Below are 18,059 nucleotides of genomic sequence, written 5' to 3'. Positions count from 1 at the left end.
TTCGTCCATGCTGTCACGCCGTCGCTTTCTGTCATTCTCAGGCGGTCTTGCCGCGACCGGTTTTTCGACTGCGACCTATGGCGTCGGCGTCGAGCCGCTCCGCCTGGGCGTCACCGACTATCACATCCATCCACGCAACTGGCCGGCTGGGCTAAGACTGAAGATCGCTGCGATCGCCGACATCCACGCTTGCGATCCCTGGATGTCGCTGGCGCATATCGACGGGATCGTCCAGCGGACCAACGCGCTGCAGCCGGATTTGATCGTCCTGCTCGGCGACTACGTCGCCGGCCATCGTCATCACATCGGACGCATCGACGCTTCGGAGTGGGCGCCGGTGCTCGGCGGCCTGAAGGCGCCGCTGGGCGTGCACGCCATCCTGGGCAATCATGATTACTGGGATGATCGAACCGTGCAGCGCGATGGCCGCGGCGCGCCGTATGCCCAGAAGGCGCTCGAGGCCGCCGGCATTCCCGTCTATGAGAACGATGTGGTGCGGCTCAGCAAGAATGGTCATGCCTTCTGGCTCGCCGGCCTCGGCGATCAGCTGGCCTACATGCCGGCCAGGCGCTTCCGGTCCGTGCCGCGGATCGGCATCGATGATCTCGCGAGCACACTGCGCAAGGTGACGGACAGCGCGCCGGTGATCCTGCTGGCGCATGAGCCCGACGTTGCGCTCCGGGTGCCGTCGCGGGTGGCGCTGCAGCTCTCCGGGCATACGCATGGCGGGCAGGTTCGTGTGCTCGGCTGGTCGCCGGCCGTTCCCGCGCGCAATGGCGTCAATCTGGCCTACGGCCACATCCGCACCCAATGCGACGTGATCGTTTCCGGCGGCCTCGGCTGCAGCATCATGCCGGTCCGGATCGGCATGCCGCCGGAGATCGTGCTGGTCACCGTCGGCAGGGAACCTGTGGAGGTGACGTCGTAGCCCGCTCTTGCTAGCCTGCTCTTGCGCTGGCCGTTGAACTGGGCGAAACGATCGCCATTTCCGACGATCGAGGGCTTCCCTTGACCCACCAACATCTCGACGGCGAGATCCGCGACGGCCGCCACCACATGCAGGTGCGGGTCTACTACGAGGACACGGATTTCTCCGGAATCGTCTATCACGCCAACTACCTCCGCTTCATGGAGCGCGGCCGCACCAATCATCTGCGGCTGATGGGCGCCGAGCAGCACGCGCTGTTCGCAGAGGCAGAAAGCGAGATGCCGGGCTTCGCTTTCGTCGTGCGCTCGATGACGCTCGATTTCCTGCGGCCGGCGCGCATGGACGACGTGCTCGACGTCGTCACTTGGCCCGTGGCGGTGAAGGGGGCGTCGATCACGCTGGCGCAGGAGGTCAGGCGCGGCGAGGAGGTGCTCGTCAAGGCCGACGTGAGAGTCGCGTTCATCAGCGGCGGCAGGGCGCAGCCGATACCGAGAGCGCTGCGCGACCTGATGAAGGCGGACCTCGCCTAAACTGGTGCTGACGGCCGGACGAGTGGAGGGATGAAGATGTGCCCGCCAGCGATCGCCACCTCGCCGCCGTCCAGTCGGTCACGCCATTTGCGCAGCGGATGCGGCGCGTGGCGGCGGATCACGCTGCGCTGATCCGCCCTACGGACTGCCGTTCCATCAAACCTTGGCCGGGGGCAATCGCGCGTCGAAGCCGTCAGTATCGCCCGCCGCTGCGCTCTTGTTGCTTGATCCAATCCGACAGGGTTCGGGGCGTCGATCCCTGTCCGGGGCGCGATGGTTTCGCGGTGGCAGCCCTGTTGCTCCGGTTCGTCGTCTCCGTCGGCCCGCGCGGACGCGTCGCGGCATGGGCGCCCGAGACGCCTCTCGGCGCCGTGGCGAGCTTCTCCGCTTCCTCCTTCTCCAGCCGCAGCTTGCGCAGCCGCTCCATCTTCTCGCGCTCCGGATCGACGGGCGGCGGTGGCAGCTCGCGTTGGCGGGCTTCCTCGGCGGAGATCAGCAGACCCATGATGGCGCTTTCGCCGAGGGCCTTGCAGGCTTCGAGGCGGTGCAGACCTTCGATCAGGACAAAATGGTCCTTGTCGCGGCGGACGAGGATCGGCTCGCGCTGGCCGACCTCCAAAATGCTTTCGGCCAGCGCGTCGACCGCGTCCTGCTTCAGCGCCTTGCGCTTCTTGTCGGGGACGTGGATCTTGTCGATGGGGAAGCTTTCCGGTGCGGACACAGTCGAAACTCCGTCGTGGGCGCGCGCCGTCCGGCGCCAGGGTCGGAGGGGCACGATCTCCCGATCCGCACGGCAGCGCGGAGCGGAGGCAGACCGGGCACGCGCGGCTACAATAGAGACATTCGCCATCTCGCCGCAAGGAGCGGGTGACGGGGCGCGATGTCTCCTGTCAGACGGCAAGGTGAATCATGCGACTGTGATGGGCGCCCCATCGGTCGCGCACGAAAGTCGCTCGCGCGTCAATTCATGCTGCTATGCTGCATCGCTCATACAGGAGGACACCGCTCATGACGACACGCACGCTCGTTGCCGCGCTGGCCGGGATTGCCCTCGCGTTGCCCGCCGCTGCCCTCGCGCAGGAACCGCCGGTCGAGGAGCAGCTCGTCAATGCAATGAACAAGGTGTTCGGCGTGCACGCCGGCTTTCGCGCCAATCACGCCAAGGGCGTCGTGGTCGAGGGCAAGTTCAAGCCGTCGACCGAGGCGGCGACCTTGAGCAAGGCTTCGCTGTTCAGCGGTGGCGAGATTCCGGTGACGGTGCGGTTCTCGGACTCCACCGGCGTGCCGAACCTGCCGGACGGCTCCGGCGACGCCAATCCGCACGGCATGGCGGTGAAGTTTCATCTCGCCGACGGCAGCGACATGGACCTCGTGATCAACTCGCTGAAATTCTTCCCCGTCTCGACCGCTGCGGAGCTGCGCGATTTGTTCCTGGCGATCGCGGACTCCGGACCGAACGCGGCCAAGCCGACCAGGCTCGAGCAGTTCATCGCCAGCCATCCCTCGGTGCCGGCGGCGCTCGGTACCATCGCGACGCCGGACAGTCTTGCCGACGAGGCCTATTTCGGCGTCAACGCCTTCGTGCTCGTCAACAAGGCCGGCGAAAAGCAGGCGGTGCGCTGGCAGATGCTGCCGGAGAAGGTCGTGCATATCGACAAGGAGGACGCGGCGAAACGCGCGCCGGACTTCCTGATGGCCGAGCTGCCGGCGCGGCTGAAGCAGGGGCCGGTGACGTTCCGCTTCAAGGCGCAGCTCGCTGCGGCCGGCGACGACACCAAGGATCCGGCCAAGCCGTGGCCTGACGATCGCAAGCTGGTCGAGCTCGGCGTGCTGACGATCGACAAGGCGGTCGAAGACAGCGACGGGGTGCAGAAGAAGCTGCTGTTCCTGCCCGGCCAGCTCACCGACGGCGTCGAGGCGTCGGATGATCCGATGATCGACATCCGCAACGGCGCCTACGCCATCTCGTTCTCCCGGCGCAATCCGTGATGATGACGTGACGCGCGACGCGCGGTGCGGCGGATCAGGCTGCGCTGATCCGCCCGACGGGCCTCAGTCTGTCGTCGTGGCCGAGGCGAGCCCAGCCATGATGCTGCGCGCTGCGGGCGGCGCTTGTGCCGATGACCGGACGATTTGGCGGCGAGCTCAAATCCGTATTTCCGGTCGCGATCGGCCGTGACCTAGCTTCGTTCCATCCTGATCGCGATCCAGAACGAGCGGGAATGGGGTGCATCTGTGCGGAGTGCAGGATCGGATCGATGGATACGGTCGGGCCTTCGAGCCCGGCGAGCGAGCACGACACAACCGGCCGCAATTGTGGATGCTTCGCGGCGCGCGATCCCGATGAGTTGCCGCAACGTTGACGAGGCCCTGCCTCATTCAGCGCGATTGCGACGGCATTCGCCGCTTTCTCTCCCGATCGATGACGTCGCACAAGCCGCGCGATAACGGCGAAACCAAGAGCAGGGGTTGTCGACACGCGTGGACAGCCGAGCGTCGGCGCGTCGAAGGCGGTGGCGGCCGTGCAGCCGATGTGCCGCCATGTTCGACGTGATGCAATCAGGGCGTGTTGTCGACGCGAAGGCCGACGATCGCGAGGTGCGCGCGATCAGGAAGCATGCCGTCGAGCGCGGCGCCGACGCGCAGCGCATCCAGTGAGTTCGGTGCGCACATTCGTCTACTAATGAACTCATGAGCCGCGGCGGCATCGCGCATTGCGCTGTTTGTCGCAATCGTGTCGCGCTGCTTCTTTTCGCCGGAATCCTGCATCTTGCGTGCAACAGTCAAAGCTGAACTTCGATCGCGTCGGCGTCGCGATCTGCATTCCTTCCGAATGACATTTTTCAATTCAGTTCGCGACACAATCTCACCCTCCTGATGCGGCCGCCGTTTGTTGCGGCACGTGTTCAGGAGTTGTGAGTTCGATGCGTCGCGTATTTGGCGTATGCCTTTGCCTATCTACTTTCGCAGGAAGTACGACATCGGTCTGGGCGACTGATCTCGCCCTGCCTCCCCCGCTCCCGCCGCCTGACGTCTTCGCCTACAGGTGGAGTGGCTGCCATGCCGGCGCGAACGCCGGGATGGCTTGGTCACGCCAGCAGCAGACGTGGACCCAGGTCGCCAATGCCGCCGCCGCGCCCGTTCAGCCTGTGCAGCAGCCGGTCGGCAATGCAAACAACCCGCCTGTGGTCAAGCCGCCCGTGGTCGCAAATCCAGCGCCAAACCCGCCGCCGCCGAACAACCCCGGCGGGAACAACGGCGGATGGAAGCCGCCGCCGCATAAGCCGCCGGGCAAGCCCCCGATCTGTGAGCGCAACGACAAGGGCTGGTGGCAGCCCGGCAAGCAGTATCATGGCGACAAGGATCACGGCTGGCCGCACGACAAGCCGTCCTACAAGCCCGATCACGACGGCGGTCATCATTGGCCACAGGTTGGATCGAAAGGCGGCGACAACAAGTCTTCCTGGCCGTCGGCGCCATCCAAGACCAAGGACGACAACTACAACGACGTCAAATATGGCAGCGGCTGGTTCGACAAGCCTCACGACGATGACCATGGCAAGTCGAGCGGCTGGTCGCAGCTCCATTCGAACGGTTACTCCGACAAATATACTTGGCTGCGACATGACCAGCAGAACGATCATGACAAGCCGGCCACCGGCTGGGGCGCGAAGAAGGACGACGGCTACGACAAGCCGCTTGGCTTCGGGTGGTCGAAGCAGCCGCTGAAGAGCGAACGTGACAGCTACGCCTGGCTGAAGCCGGATGACCGGAACGACGACAAGCATGGCGGCTACGGCTGGGGCGGCAAGCCGCACGACAATGATGACGGCAAGGGCGGCTATGGCGACAAGCAGCCCGACAAGGACCACTGGCAGCAGCAGCACGGCGGCAACTACAATCATGGCGGATGGCCGCATCATCCGGACAAGCCCGGCTGGCCGCCGAAAAATCCACCCCCGAACAATGGCGGCGGCCAGCCGAACCCGCCGCCGCAGGGCAACAATGGCAATCCGCCGGCGCAGAACCCGCCGCCGGTGACCGGCGGCGGCAACGTGGCGCCGCTGCCCGTCGCGGCCGTGCAGATTCCGACCGCCGTCTCCAGCAATGGCAGCGACGTCGTCGGCGGCCTGCAGCTCGGTTGCGATTACCAGATGGACCGCTTCGTCGTCGGCATCCAGGCGATGGCCGATCTCGGCATCATCAACGCGTCGAGTCCGCTGGGGCCGGCGCTGACGATGAACACGCGGACCAGCAACCTCTACACCGCCACGGTGCGCGCAGGCTATCTGGTGACGCCTGAGATCCTGGCCTATGTGCGCGGTGGCGCGGCGTGGACGCGGACCAACGTTTCGGTCGTCAACACCGCCACCGGACAGTCCGCCAGCGTGGCGTTCAACCGTAGCGGCTGGACGGTCGGCGCCGGCGTCGAGTGGATGTTCGCCCGCAACTGGTCGGCCTTCGCCGAATATGACTACGCCGATTTCGGCACCGCGACCGGCACGCTGCCGGGCGCCGCCGCGATCACAGGAGGACCGAACGTCGTCAGCCAGAAGACCCAGCTCCACACGGCGATGATCGGTGTCAACTACCGCTTCGAGATGCTGTCGCGCGGCGCCCGCTGAGGCCCGCGGCGGACGCCACGCCGCCGGTCACGCAACACGGCAAGGCCGCCTGGTTCGTCCAGGCGGCCTTTTCGGTTTTGTGGGCTGGTGCTCAGCTCGCGCGCACCGAGCTGAGGAACTTGCCGACGTCCTCCCTCAGGCGGCTACTGTCACGCGACAGGTGGGTGACCGATGACAGCTTGGTCAGCGTTCCTTGACGCCGGTCAAACCGCGGTGCTGTAGTTGCGCTAGTCTAGCAACAAGCCGCGCCAACGCGGGCAAAGCCGGGAGGAGGGACATGGGGCGTTCGCCCGGGAATGCCCATTCGGATCGCGTCCTGGAGGCCTTGGCCAAGGGGGATGCCAAGGCTGACGCTGACGGCAGAGCCGATAGCCGAGGCGCGCCGGCGGTCTCGGCGCTGGCGGCATCATGGCGCCGCTCCGGCCATCTCCATGCGCTCGATCCCGCCACGCCGAAGCTGCCAGCCCGCCTGACGGCCGCCGAGATCGCGGACGCGCGCGCCCGGCTCGGGCGGCTGCTCGCGATCGCACAGGCGAGCCTCGACCGGCTGTTCCTGGCGGTTGGGGGCGTCGGCTGCTCGGTGCTGCTGGCCGATGCCGAGGGCACGGTGCTCGAGCGCCGCGGCGCCCGCGGGGACGACGCCACCTTCGAATCCTGGGGCCTGTGGACCGGCGCGGTGTGGAGCGAGCGGCACGAGGGCACCAATGCCATCGGCACCTGCCTGGTCGAGAAGCGGCCGCTGACCATCGACCGCGATCAGCACTACCTGTCACGCAACGCGCGGCTGTTCTGCACCACGGCGCCGATCTTCGACGAGCACGGCCAGCTCAAGGCCGCGCTCGACGTCTCCTCCTGTCGCGCCGATCTGACCGAGGGTTTCAGTCGGCTGATCGCGACCACCGTCGCGGATGCCGCGCGCCTGATCGAGGCGGAGAATTTCCGCCAGGCCTTTCCGCACGCCCGCATCGTGCTCACGCCGGACAGCGAGCGCGAGATCAACTCGTTGCTGGCGGTCGATCGCAACGACCTCGTCGTCGGTGCCACACGGGCGGCGCGCCGTGCGCTCAACCTCTCTCCGTCCGCGCTGGCGCGTCCGGTGCCGGCCGGCGACCTGATCAAGGATGCAACCACCGGGGGCGACGACATTGACGCCGCCGAGCGTGCCGTTCTGAAGCGCGCGCTGGCGCGCGCCGGCGGCAACGTCTCGAAGGCGGCGAAGGAGCTCGACATGTCGCGCGCCACCCTGCACCGGAAGATGAAGCGGCTCGGGCTCGAGCGGTGAACGCGCCGCGGCTGTCGAATCGCAGCCAACATGTCGCAGAACTGCGACACTTCCTCGGACGCGCTCGTTGCGGCCTCTGGTCTGTCGCGCCGGTTTGATCGAGCCTCTCTCCAACGCCGTGTGCATCGGCGTGAATGGGAGAGAGAGATGACCAAGGTTGACGTCAATGCGGCGTTCAAGCCGCCTTTCGCTGCGCGTTACGACAACTTCATCGGCGGTGCCTGGAAGGCCCCCAACGCCGGCAAATATTTCGACAACATCTCGCCGATCACCGGCCAGCCGGTGTGCGAGATCGCGCGCTCCGATGCCTCCGATATCGAGGCCGCGCTCGACGCCGCGCATGCCGCCAAGGAGGGCTGGGCGCGCACTAGCGTCACCGAGCGCGCGATGGTCCTCAACAGGATCGCCGACCGCATGGAGGCCAATCTCGATAGGCTGGCGCTCGCCGAGACCTGGGACAACGGCAAGCCGATCCGCGAGACCACCGCGGCCGACATCCCGCTCGCCATCGACCACTTCCGCTATTTCGCCGGCGTGATCCGCGCGCAGGAAGGCTCGATCGCCGAGATCGACCACGACACCATCGCTTATCACTTCCACGAGCCGCTCGGCGTCGTCGGTCAGATCATTCCGTGGAATTTCCCGATCCTGATGGCGGCGTGGAAGCTCGCGCCCGCGCTCGCCGCGGGCAACTGCGTCGTGCTCAAGCCGGCCGAGCAGACCCCGGCCTCGATCCTCGTGCTGATGGAGATCGTCGGCGACCTGCTGCCGCCGGGCGTGCTCAACGTCGTCAACGGGTTCGGCTTAGAGGCGGGCAAGCCGCTGGCCTCCTCCAACCGCATCGCCAAGATCGCCTTCACCGGTGAGACCTCGACGGGGCGGCTGATCATGCAATACGCCTCGCAGAACCTGATCCCGGTCACGCTCGAGCTCGGCGGCAAGTCGCCCAACATCTTCTTCAAGGACGTCTGCGCCGAGGACGACGACTTCCTCGACAAGGCGATCGAGGGCTTCGTGATGTTCGCGCTCAACCAGGGCGAGGTCTGCACCTGCCCGAGCCGCGCGCTGATCCACGAATCGATCTATGAGCGCTTCATGGAGCGCGCGCTGCAGCGTGTCGGCGCGATCGTGCAGGGCAGCCCGCTCGATCCGGCGACCATGATCGGCGCGCAGGCCTCCGCCGAGCAGATGTCCAAGATCCTGTCCTACATCGACATCGGCAAGAACGAGGGCGCTCAGCTCCTGATCGGTGGCGAGCGCAACGTGCTCGGCGGCGATCTCGCCGGCGGCTACTACGTCAAGCCGACGGTGTTCAAGGGGCACAACAAGATGCGCGTGTTCCAGGAGGAGATCTTCGGCCCCGTGGTCTCGGTCACGACCTTCAAGACCGAGGACGAGGCGCTGGCGATCGCCAACGACACGCTCTACGGCCTCGGCGCCGGCGTGTGGAGCCGCGACGCCAACACCTGCTACCGCTTCGGCCGCAATATCCAGGCGGGGCGTGTCTGGACCAATTGCTATCACGCCTATCCGGCGCATGCGGCGTTCGGCGGCTACAAGCAGTCCGGCGTCGGTCGCGAGACCCACAAGGTCATGCTCGACCACTATCAGCAGACCAAGAACATGCTGGTCAGCTACAGCCCGAAGAAGCTCGGCTTCTTCTAAAGGCTGGGAGCCGGGCCGGTCGGGCATGAGCGCCCCGACCGGCTTGCTCTTTTGACGGCATGTCAGCCGGTCGCACGAGAGCGTCCGGCTGGCTCGGGCGCCGGCTCGGATCCCGCTCCTGGTTCGCTCCGCTTGGTCATTTCGTGGCTGTCGGTCACGTCCTCGCTCGCGATCGTCACTCCAACCGCGCCAGCAGCGCATCGCGTGCCTCGGAAATGCGTCGATAAAGTTCATTGCTGCCGCCGGCGTCGGGATGCGCGGACTTGGCCAGCCGGCGGAACGCAGCTTTGATGTGTGTAGCCGTCAGCATACCCTGCAGGGGTAGTTCGAGGATTGCGCGAAAGGCGTCGTCGTTCTGGTCGCGCGCGAGCCGATCCCACAGGGCGCGACGCGCGGCCCGCGCCTCGATCCGCAACGCATCCTGATCCTCGCGCCAGCGTCGTTGCGACATGACGAGGCAGGAGCCGAAGACGATGCGGCCGTGGGTCTCCAATTCGTCGAGGCTGAACGGCCCGACGACGTCATAGGGTGGCGCGAGCCGTGCGAGCCGTCCCGTTGCGCCGTCGGTGATGGAGCCGAGCCGGACCGTGTCGACGATCCCTATCGACCCATTCCAGATCACCCATTCGGCGGCGCCCGTCATGCTGCTGAACTCGTCGATACGGCCTCCCTCCGCAGCGCGGACAGGGGAGTGCCCGGCGTTTGTTCCCATCTTCGATGGGCCGATCAAGCCGGCGACCGGGCCTGCTTGACAGGACCGACGTCGACCTGAATCTCGCCGCCTTCGACCTGCAGCGGGTAGCCGTGCAGCGCGTTGCGGACGAGATGCGTGACGCACTTGCCGTTCACGCCGTCGAAGCCCCATTGATGGTGCGGGCAGGTGATGGTCTTGCCGTCGAACGTCGCCTCGGTCAGCGGCACGTCGGCATGCGGGCAGCGGCCGCGATAGGCCTTCAGCTCGCCGCCGTGAGGCCAGAGCAGCAGCACGCTCTTCTTGCCGACCTGGTACAGGCCCATGCCGCCTTCGGTCATGGCGCTTGTCGGACAGACTGCGGTGAAAGCCATGGGATCGCCTGCTGATTGGTGCCGTCAGGCAGGCTCACGCAAATTCCGGACCAGCGAAAAGCAGCAACAAACAGCGGGTCGTTGTCGCAAACGCGACACGCCGGTGGACGGCGCGGGCCTATTTGCGGCCGAGCGCGGCGAGGAATTCCGCTTGGGGAATGAACAGACCCTGGGCGCGCACCAGGCCGCGGCCGAGGTCGCACAGCAGGTCGCCCTTGCCGAACAGGCGCTCTGCGCCGGGCTCGCCGAGCATTCACCGCATTGGCGACCTTGAGACGGACTTTCAAGGGCAGGTTCGTCGTTCCGGCCTTGATGTCGTCGCCGAGTTTGGCGACGGCCTGCGCCGTTCAGAACCTGATAGAGCGCGTCCAGCGGTTCGTTCCAAGAAGAACGCCGCCCGTGAGGGCGGCGTTGCCGGGGGGCTTGGTAGAAGCGAAGCGGCCGATTTCTACTCCTTGCGCTCGGAGGTCCAGCCCTTGTACTCGCCGACATTGTCGCGCGTGATCAGCTTGGACGGCAGCAGTTCGACGGTCGAGGCCGGCTTCTGGCCGTTGAGGATGTTGACGCCGATCTGCACGGCACGGCGCGCCATGAAGAACGGGTCCTGCGAGGCCGAGGCCTGGATCTGCTGCGAGGCCGGATCCTTCAGCGCGGCTTCGATGTCCGGGGCGCCGTCGACCGCGGTGATGATGATGCCGGTGCGCTGCTGCTGACGCGCGGCGAGATCAGTGCCGATCGCCTGGGGATCGTTGATGGCGAAGATGGCGTCGATCTTCGGGAAGCGGGTGAGATAGCCCTGCGTCACCGTGAGGCCGCCCTCGCGCGAGCCCTTGCCGTCCTGGTCGCTGGAGAGAACCTTGATGCCGGGAGCCTTGGCGAACACGCTCTTGCAGCCGTTGACGCGGTCGATCACCGCCGATACCTGCGGCCCGTTCTCGATGATGACGTCGCCTTTGCCGCCGAGCTTGTCGACGATGTACTGGCACGAGATCTCGCCGGCCTGCACGTTGTTGGTCGTCACGGTGGCGTCGGCGCCCTCGGCCGCCGTGTCGACCGCGACGACGAGGATGCCGGCCGCCTGCGCCTTCTTGATGGCGGGGCCGATCGCCTTGGGATCTCCCGGGTTGAGCAGGATCATGTCGACGCCGGCGGCGATGAAATTGTCGATCTGGGTGACCTGCTTGCCGAGATCATATTCGAAGCCGACCGCGGTGATCTTGACGTTGGGATTGGTCTTCTTGGCCTCGAACTCGGCGCCCTTCGACAACGCGACGAAGAACGGGTTGCCGAGCGAGCCCAGCGACACGCCGATCGATTTCAGCTCCTTGGCCGATGACGGCGCGGAGCTCATCACGAGCGCCAGCGCGGCACCGGCTGATAACATCGACTTGACCATGTGTTTCCTCCCTGGTCCTTCCTGTTCGTCTACGCACGGCGGACCAGTGGCCGTGGAAGAATCCGTTGCGGCGGGCTCTGGTGATGCCCGCCATGTTGTCTCAGGTGCGGGCCGAGCCCTGCAGCCGGTAGCGGTCGAGCGCGACGGCGCCGATGATCACGAGGCCCTTGATGACGTATTGCCAGATGTCGGACACGCCGACCAAGATGAGCCCGTTCGACAACACCGCGATGATGAGGGCGCCGACCAAGGTGCCCCAGATCGAGCCGATGCCGCCGACGAACGACGTGCCGCCGAGAATGACCGCGGTGATGGCGTCGAGCTCGTAGGACTGGCCGAGCTGCAGGCCGTTCGCCGCATAGAGCCGCGCCGCCTGCATGCCGCCGCCGAGGCCGGCGAGCAGGCCGGACATGCCGTAGACGAAGATCAGGACGGCCCAGACCTTGATGCCGGCGAGCCGCGCCGCGCTTTCATTGCCGCCGACGGCATAGATGTGCACGCCGAGCACGGTCCGGCGCAGGATCAGCCAGGAGCCCAGGATCACCAGCAGCGCAATCACCGACAGCCAGGGGATCGAGACGACGCCGGGGATGATCGTCAGCGAGGCGTTGCCGATGAAGGCGTAGGGAATCGATGGGTTGAACACGGTGGTGTCGCCACCCATCAGGCGGGCGAGACCGCGCACCGCCGTGAGCGAGCCGAGTGTCACGATGAAGGGCGGCAGCCGCAACAGCGCGATCAGCGCGCCATTGACGACGCCGAAGGCGAGGCCCGTCAGCACCGCGGCCGGCAGCCACAGCGCGCCGAGATCGGGCATCTTCGACAGTGTCAGGCCGGCCATTGCAGCCGCGGCGAGGATCGAGCCGACCGACAAATCGATGCCGCCGGTCAGGATGACGAAGGTCATGCCGGCGGCGAGCACGGTATTCACCGCGGCCTGCTGCAGCACGATTCCGAGATTCTGTCCGGTGAAGAAGCGTCCTTCGGACAGCATATGGAAGCCGACGCAAAGGATGAGCAGCACCGGCAGCATGCCGGCGGCGCGGATCATCAGCCGCAGCCGCTGCTGCTTGTTGTCCGATGCCGCGAGGCTCGGTGCCGGCGCGGCCTTCATCTGCGCTGGCGCGGGCTTGGCTTGAGCTTGGCTGTTGTCAGGCATCGACGTGCTCCGTCCCGGTGGCCAGCGCCATGATGTCTTCCTGGGTGATGGGTGATGTCGTGCTCTGCTGCAGGTCGCCGACCAGATGTCCCTCGCGCATCACCAGCACGCGGTCGCAGATGCCGAGAATCTCCGGCAGGTCGGACGAGATCACCAGGATTGCGGTGCCGGACTTGGCGAGATTGTCGATGATCGAGTAGATCTCGGACTTGGCGCCGACATCGACGCCGCGGGTCGGCTCGTCGAGGATCAGGACCTTCGGCGCGGTCGCGAGCAGGCGTGACAGCAGCACCTTCTGCTGATTGCCGCCCGACAGGCCGCCGACGGTGACGCCCGGATTGGGGGCGCGAATGCCCAGCGCACTGAACGCCTCGTCGGCGCGTGCGCGCGCCTTGTCGCGGTCGAGAAGGCCGCCGAGCTTCGCGTCACGCCCGATCACGGCAAGGTTGATGTTGTCGGCGCAGGACATGTCGAGGAACAGCCCGAGCGCCTTCCTGTCCTCGGTCAGATAGGCGATGCCCGCATCGAGCGCATCGCGCGGCGTGTCGATGCTGACCTCCTCGCCGTCGAGCTCGATGTGTCCCGTCGTCTTCGGCGCAGCCCCGATGATGAGATGCGCGAGCTCGGTGCGCCCGGCGCCGATCAGCCCGGCGAGGCCGACGACCTCGCCGGCGTGAACGGTCAGCGAGCAGTTCTTGACGCGATGGCCGTCCCCGAGATCGACGGCGCTGAGCACCGCGCGGTCGCGCTTGGCGTGCGGGTCGTGGTCTTTCTTGTAGAATGATGACACGTCGCGGCCGACCATCATGCGGACGATGCTGTCGGCGCGGATCTCCGGCTTGTCGAGCGAGCCGACCAGCCGGCCATCGCGCAGCACGGTGACGCGGTCGCCGAGCGCATAGACCTCGTCCATGCGATGCGAGATGTAGATGATGGCGAGCCCTTCGGCGCGGAGCTGGCGGATCAGCGCGAACAGCTTCTCGCTTTCGCCGGCTGACAGCGAGGTGGTCGGCTCGTCCATGATCAGGATCTTGGATCGTGCATGCAGCGCGCGGGCGATCTCCACCAGCTGGCGCTGGCCCATCGACAACTCGGCCACCAAGGAGGAGGCTGTGAAATCGGCGCCGAGCCGGTCCAGGATCGGCCCGGCGCCCTCGCGCATGGTGCCGCGCGCGAGCAGGCCGCTCTGCGACAGCTCGCGCCCGAGATAGATGTTTTCGGCGACCGTCAGGTTCGGCGCCAGCGACAACTCCTGGTAGATGATCGAAATGCCGGCGTTGCGGCCGCCCATCGGCCCTTCGATGCGCACCGGCCGGCCCTCGATGCGGATCTCGCCGCCGGGATCCGGGCGATAGGCGCCGGAGAGAATCTTCATCAGCGTGGATTTGCCGGCACCGTTTTCGCCCATCAGCGCATGGACTTCGCCGGCGTAGACGGTGAGGTCGACCTTGTGCAGGGCCTTGATGGTGAAGAATGACTTCGACACCCCGCGCATCTCGAGGATCGGACCGCTCATCGTGCCTCCCAATGCACGTCGTCTAGTCGTCCGCGGCTCGTTGATCGCTGGCGCGGGAAGCCATTAAACTAGAGGCTGTTGCCGAATACAATATGAAAGAGACGCCGCTGCAACACGTCGCCGCGACGGTGGCCTTTCGGAGATGCGTTCAGCTCGGCCGACGATAGAGCTGTCGCCAGCGCGGCCGCCGCTCGGCATAGGCTGCCGACAGCGCGATGTCCGGAGCGAAGGTCTGCACGCGCGCCGGCGGCGTGCAGACGGCACCGATGTCCTCGCCGGTGACGGCAAGACGTGCCAGCCGCGCTGCGCCGAAGGCGGCGCCGGTCTCGCCCTCGGCCAGCCGATGAATGGGGATGTCGAGGACATTCGCCAGGATCGCGAGCCAAAGGTCGGAGCGCGATCCGCCGCCGATCGCATCCGCTTCGGCAATCACGAGCCCGGTTTCCGTCAGCGCGTCGCGGCAGTCGGCCAGGGCGAAGGCAACGCCCTCGAGCACCGCCTGAACGATGGCGTTGCGGTCGGTGGCATGGCTCAGGCCGTCGAGCAGGCCGCGGACATGGGGATCGTCATGCGGTGTCCGCTCGCCTGCGAGGTAGGGCAGGAAGCTGACCGGCGATGGCATGGCGGGCCGGGTGCCCAGCGGCGCAAGCAGCTCGGTCTCGCTCGCGCCGAGCAGCCGCGCGACCCAGGCGAGGCATGAGGCTGCCGACAGCATCGCGCCGGCCTGCAGCCACATCGCAGGGACGGCGTGGCAGAAGGTGTGAACGACCCGCTCGGGATTGGCCGTGACGGTGTCGACCGCCGTGATCACGGCGCCGGACGTGCCGAGCGTGATGAACGTGGCGCCCGGTCTGACAGCACCGATGCCGACGGCGCCGGCCGGGTTGTCGCCGGCGCCGCCCGCGATGGTTGGGCGCTTCGTCATGCCCCAGCGTTCCGCGAGGTCGCTGCGCAACCGACCTGCCGGTGCGCAGCCTTCGACGAGGCGCGGCATCTGCGCACGCGTGAGGCGCGTGGCGGCAAGGCCCTCGTCCGACCAGTCGCGCCTGGTGACATCGAGCCAGAGCGAGCCGGACGCATCGGACATGTCCTCGATCGCCTCGCCCGACAGCACCAGCCGGACATAGGCCTTCGGCAGCAGAACCAGCCGTGTGGCCGCGAAAATCTCCGGCTCGTGCGCCTCGATCCACATGAGCTTCGGCGCGGCGAAGCCGGGCATCGCCTTGTTGCCGGTGATCTTGCGCAAAGCGGGCCAGCGCTGCTCCAGCGCGACGCATTCGCGCTCCGACCGGCCATCGTTCCAGAGAATGCACGGCCGCAACGGATTCATGGCGGTATCGAGCAGTACCGGGCCATGCATCTGGCCCGACAGGCCGATGGCTTCCACCGCCGCCACCGCGCCGGGATGATCGACCTTGAGCGCATCGAGCGTGGCGAACACCGCGGCGATCCATGCGGCGGGGTCCTGCTCGGCCCAGCCCGGTCGCGGCACGTCCATCGTCAAGGCGTGGCTGCGGCTCGTAACGACGCGCTGCGCAGCATCGACGATGATCGTCTTGACCGCGGATGTTCCAAGATCGATGCCGAGATACATGACGCCTCACGCCTGCGTGCGCAATGACGGATACGGAGTGGAGCGATACCAGACTCCTGATAGCCTTGTCATCCGAACGCGAGTCATCGCAGCGTGCCGAGGCGAGATCATTTTCAAGGAGTCGAGACATGGAGCCATCTGATCAACCAGCCGAACGGGCGTCGCGTCTCGTCGGACACTACGCGCTGGTGACGGGCGCAACGCAAGGCATCGGCCGCGCGATCGCGGTGCGGTTCGCCGAGGAGGGCGCGCATGTTGCGATCAATTTCGGCGGTCCGTCGCCGTCCGGCGACGAAACCCTGGCGCTGGTGCAGGCGGTCTCCGCCGCGCACGGTCACGGCGCACGTGATCATTTCGCCGTGAAGGCCGACATCGGCGTCGAGGCCGAGATCGCCGAGATGTTCGAGACGGTGCTCAAGCGCTGGCCCAGGCTCGACTGCCTGGTCAACAATGCCGGCTTCCAGCGGGAATCGCCCAGCGAGGCGCTCGACGTCGACACGTATCGCAAGATTCTCGAGGTCAATCTCAACGGCGCCGTGCTCTGCGCGCGTCACGCGCTGGCGCATTTCGTCGCGCGCGGCGGCGGCAACATCATCAACACCTCGAGCGTGCACCAGATCATTCCGAAGCCGGGCTATCTCGCTTATTCGATCAGCAAGAGCGCGATGGCGGGCCTCACGCGGACCTTGGCGCTCGAATTCGCCGGGCGCGGCATCCGCGTCAATTCGGTCGGGCCCGGTGCGGTCGACACGCCGATCAACGCGGCCTGGACCGGGGACCCGGTGAAGCGCGCCGCGGTCGAGTCTCATATTCCGATGGGGCGGGTGGCGAGCCCGGAAGAGATCGCCGGCGTGTTCGCCTTTCTCGCCTCGGCCGAGGCGAGCTACATCACCGGGCAGACGATCTATGCGTGCGGCGGCATTACGCTGTTCGGCGAATTCCGAGACAATTGGGCGAGCTGATCCGGCGCCAGCATCGGTCTTGCGCGCCGTGCGCCTGCCATCATTCGCATTGTCGTCGTCGTGGTGAGGTTCTCTTAAGCATCCGCCGCGCATGGCAGCCCTTCGCGGGTGCAGCGAGATTTCGTTAAGGCGTGGGTACGAGAGTGCGCGCGCCTGGCGAACTGGAATTGCGATGCATCGATTGGACCCGGACATTCGTCGCGATCTCGCGCATCTGCTGTACAGCTCGATGCCGTTGGTCGGGACGATCTCGGCCGCCGCCGTCGTGATCGGCAGCGTGATGGCCTGGGTTGCGCGCGATCCGGGCTACGCCGCGATCACGGTGGTGCTGCTGGTGATCGGTGCCCTTCGTGTGATCAAGCTGCGGATGTTCGCGGCGCGCTTCGATCGGCTCGATCACGATGGCATCATTCGCTGGGAACGCCTCTACGGCCTCGGCGCTGCCGCCTTCGGTCTGGCCGTCGGTGCGTTGTCGGCACGCGCGTTTCAGATCGGCGACGGGCCCGGCATTTGGATGTGCTTCGGCCTGTCGATGGCCTTCTGCGTCGGCATCGTGTCGCGTGTCAGCCCATGGATCGTCATGACCTCCTCGGCGGTGCTGCTGATTCCGACCGTGGTGGCCTGCCTGATGCAGCCCGAGCCGGTGTACCGGATGGGCGCCGGCATGGTGGTGCTGTTCTGGATCACACTGCGCGGAACGTCCTATCGACTCACGGCTGCCTTCACCGAGCGGATCACGGCGCAGCAGGCCTTGGCGCGGCAGGCGCTGTGCGATTTCCTCACCGGCCTGCCGAACCGCGCCGCGTTCATCGCCGCACTCGGCCGTTGCGATCGCCCCGTCGCCATCATCGCGGTCGATCTCGACGGTTTCAAGCTCGTCAACGACCAGTTCGGCCATCAGGCCGGTGACGAGCTGCTGCGTCAGGTCGGCGCACGCCTGCAGGACTGTCTCGGGGACGCCGGCCTTGCGGCGCGGTTCGGCGGTGACGAATTCGTGCTGCTGCTGCCTGCGGTGGGACGCGACGCCGCGCTCGTGCTGGCGCAAGCCGCGGTGACGGCACTGTCGCAACCGTTTGTCTTGACCGGAATGCGCGTTCAGATCAGTGCCAGCGCCGGCATTCTGGTTACCGATGATCGGCAGGCCGACACGGAGTCTCTGCTCGACCAGGCCGATCGCGCGCTCTATGCGGCCAAGCGCGCCGGCGGCCAGCGATGGTGCTGGGCTGACGAGCACATCGCCGTTGCCGTCACATGCACGGCAAGCAGCGAGGCGCCGACGCTGGCGCTCGCGGACTAGCAGCATGCCTGACCGTTCCATGCGGACGCTGGCAAGCTCG

17 protein-coding genes are annotated in these 18,059 nt (G+C 66.6%); 8 read left to right on the top strand and 9 right to left on the bottom strand.

From position 1 onward, the window contains the following. Positions 1-7 precede the first annotated feature (7 nt). Together QX070_RS02025 and ybgC are read left to right on the top strand one after the other, a co-directional pair. On the top strand, positions 8-928 hold the full coding sequence (locus tag QX070_RS02025) for a metallophosphoesterase (RefSeq protein ID WP_315734371.1): 921 nt from the start codon (positions 8-10) through the stop codon (positions 926-928). Positions 929-1,008: 80 nt separating this feature from the next. Further along, positions 1,009-1,458, top strand: a complete 450-nt coding sequence (ybgC, locus tag QX070_RS02020; RefSeq protein ID WP_315734369.1) for a tol-pal system-associated acyl-CoA thioesterase — start codon at positions 1,009-1,011, stop codon at positions 1,456-1,458. Positions 1,459-1,651: 193 nt separating this feature from the next. Here the strand turns inward: ybgC and QX070_RS02015 are convergent, their stop codons facing one another. After that, positions 1,652-2,179 (bottom strand): ParB N-terminal domain-containing protein, encoded by a 528-nt coding sequence (locus tag QX070_RS02015; protein WP_315734367.1) that lies wholly within the window; start codon positions 2,177-2,179, stop codon positions 1,652-1,654. 287 nt (positions 2,180-2,466) lie between these two features. On the opposite strand from QX070_RS02015, the gene QX070_RS02010 reads away from it, so the two are divergent. Continuing rightward, positions 2,467-3,447 carry a catalase family peroxidase gene (locus tag QX070_RS02010; RefSeq protein WP_315734365.1) on the top strand — a complete coding sequence of 327 codons (981 nt, stop codon included), beginning with the start codon at positions 2,467-2,469 and terminating at the stop codon, positions 3,445-3,447. Between the two features lie 570 nt (positions 3,448-4,017). Here QX070_RS02010 and QX070_RS02005 read toward each other — a convergent pair. Then, the gene (locus QX070_RS02005) at positions 4,018-4,227 is read right to left on the bottom strand and encodes a hypothetical protein (RefSeq protein ID WP_315734363.1); all 210 of its coding nucleotides are present in this window, start codon (positions 4,225-4,227) and stop codon (positions 4,018-4,020) included. A 311-nt stretch (positions 4,228-4,538) separates the two neighbouring features. Here QX070_RS02005 and QX070_RS02000 point away from each other — a divergent pair, with 311 nt between their 5' ends. The 3 genes from QX070_RS02000 (at position 4,539) to adh (ending at position 9,030) form a co-directional block, all read left to right on the top strand. After that, positions 4,539-6,083, top strand: a complete 1,545-nt coding sequence (locus QX070_RS02000; protein WP_315734361.1) for an outer membrane protein — start codon at positions 4,539-4,541, stop codon at positions 6,081-6,083. A 277-nt stretch (positions 6,084-6,360) separates the two neighbouring features. Continuing rightward, a complete protein-coding gene (locus QX070_RS01995) occupies positions 6,361-7,365 on the top strand; it encodes a helix-turn-helix domain-containing protein (RefSeq protein ID WP_315734359.1) in 1,005 nt (334 codons plus the stop codon). 147 nt (positions 7,366-7,512) lie between these two features. Next, positions 7,513-9,030 carry an aldehyde dehydrogenase gene (gene adh / locus QX070_RS01990; RefSeq protein ID WP_315734357.1) on the top strand — a complete coding sequence of 506 codons (1,518 nt, stop codon included), beginning with the start codon at positions 7,513-7,515 and terminating at the stop codon, positions 9,028-9,030. Positions 9,031-9,205: 175 nt separating this feature from the next. Here the strand turns inward: adh and QX070_RS01985 are convergent, their stop codons facing one another. From QX070_RS01985 to xylB, 7 genes are all read right to left on the bottom strand, one after another. Continuing rightward, positions 9,206-9,673 carry a J domain-containing protein gene (locus QX070_RS01985; protein ID WP_315734355.1) on the bottom strand — a complete coding sequence of 156 codons (468 nt, stop codon included), beginning with the start codon at positions 9,671-9,673 and terminating at the stop codon, positions 9,206-9,208. 83 nt (positions 9,674-9,756) lie between these two features. Beyond that, on the bottom strand, positions 9,757-10,095 hold the full coding sequence (locus QX070_RS01980) for a Rieske 2Fe-2S domain-containing protein (RefSeq protein WP_315734353.1): 339 nt from the start codon (positions 10,093-10,095) through the stop codon (positions 9,757-9,759). Between the two features lie 118 nt (positions 10,096-10,213). Then, positions 10,214-10,348, bottom strand: coding sequence for a hypothetical protein (locus QX070_RS01975; RefSeq protein ID WP_315734351.1), 135 nt, complete (start codon positions 10,346-10,348; stop codon positions 10,214-10,216). Between the two features lie 195 nt (positions 10,349-10,543). Then, the gene (locus QX070_RS01970) at positions 10,544-11,491 is read right to left on the bottom strand and encodes an ABC transporter substrate-binding protein (RefSeq protein WP_315734349.1); all 948 of its coding nucleotides are present in this window, start codon (positions 11,489-11,491) and stop codon (positions 10,544-10,546) included. 100 nt (positions 11,492-11,591) lie between these two features. Beyond that, positions 11,592-12,650 carry an ABC transporter permease subunit gene (locus QX070_RS01965; protein ID WP_315734347.1) on the bottom strand — a complete coding sequence of 353 codons (1,059 nt, stop codon included), beginning with the start codon at positions 12,648-12,650 and terminating at the stop codon, positions 11,592-11,594. Continuing rightward, positions 12,643-14,166, bottom strand: a complete 1,524-nt coding sequence (locus QX070_RS01960) for a sugar ABC transporter ATP-binding protein (protein ID WP_315734344.1) — start codon at positions 14,164-14,166, stop codon at positions 12,643-12,645. Before QX070_RS01960 ends, QX070_RS01965 begins: the two co-directional genes overlap by 8 nt. 148 nt (positions 14,167-14,314) lie before the next feature. Then, positions 14,315-15,760, bottom strand: coding sequence for a xylulokinase (gene xylB / locus QX070_RS01955; RefSeq protein ID WP_315734342.1), 1,446 nt, complete (start codon positions 15,758-15,760; stop codon positions 14,315-14,317). Between the two features lie 128 nt (positions 15,761-15,888). Between xylB and QX070_RS01950 the strand changes: the two genes are divergently transcribed. Next, positions 15,889-16,722, top strand: a complete 834-nt coding sequence (locus QX070_RS01950; protein WP_315734340.1) for an SDR family oxidoreductase — start codon at positions 15,889-15,891, stop codon at positions 16,720-16,722. Positions 16,723-16,894: 172 nt separating this feature from the next. After that, positions 16,895-18,019, top strand: coding sequence for a GGDEF domain-containing protein (locus tag QX070_RS01945; RefSeq protein ID WP_315734338.1), 1,125 nt, complete (start codon positions 16,895-16,897; stop codon positions 18,017-18,019). Positions 18,020-18,059: the final 40 nt, after the last annotated feature.

Source organism: Bradyrhizobium sp. SZCCHNR1093 (assembly GCF_032381175.1).
GTDB lineage: Bacteria > Pseudomonadota > Alphaproteobacteria > Rhizobiales > Xanthobacteraceae > Bradyrhizobium.
This window is presented reverse-complemented; position numbering and strand designations above follow the sequence as displayed.